This window comes from Cupriavidus sp. 8B, from assembly GCF_054589115.1.
In genome coordinates, this window is record NZ_BAAILO010000461.1 from 1 (window position 1) to 393 (window position 393).

A 393-nucleotide genomic window follows, 5' to 3' on the forward strand; every position below is an offset into this window, starting at 1 on the left:
GCGGCCTTGTGCACCATGGTGTAGGCGTAGTCCACGCCCATGCCGTAGGCGCCCGAGTGTTCCTTGACCAGTTTCATCACCGCGTCGTAGGTGTCGCGGTGGGCCCAGTCGCGCTGCCATTCGAGCAGCACTTGCTGCCAGGTCACCGGCACCACGCCCGCCTGCACCATGCGCTGCATGGCGTAGTCGTGCGCTTCCTTGCTGGTGCCGCCGGAGGCATCGGCCACCATGTAGATCTCGTAGTCGCTGTCGTGCATCGCGGACAGCGCGAAGGTGGTGTTGCAGACCTCGGTCCACAGACCGGCCACGATGATCTTCTTGCGGCCGTTGGCGGCCAGCGCGTCGCGCACCTTCTGGTCGTCCCACGAGTTCATCGAGGTGCGTTCCAGCGTC

Annotated in this window: 1 protein-coding gene; it reads right to left on the minus strand. The window is 65.4% G+C overall.

Going from position 1 to position 393, the window contains the following annotated elements; translation table 11 throughout:
• Window positions 1-393 (minus strand): isochorismatase family protein (locus ACYP5B_RS44480; protein ID WP_459573836.1); only part of this gene is annotated, 393 nt, incomplete at both ends.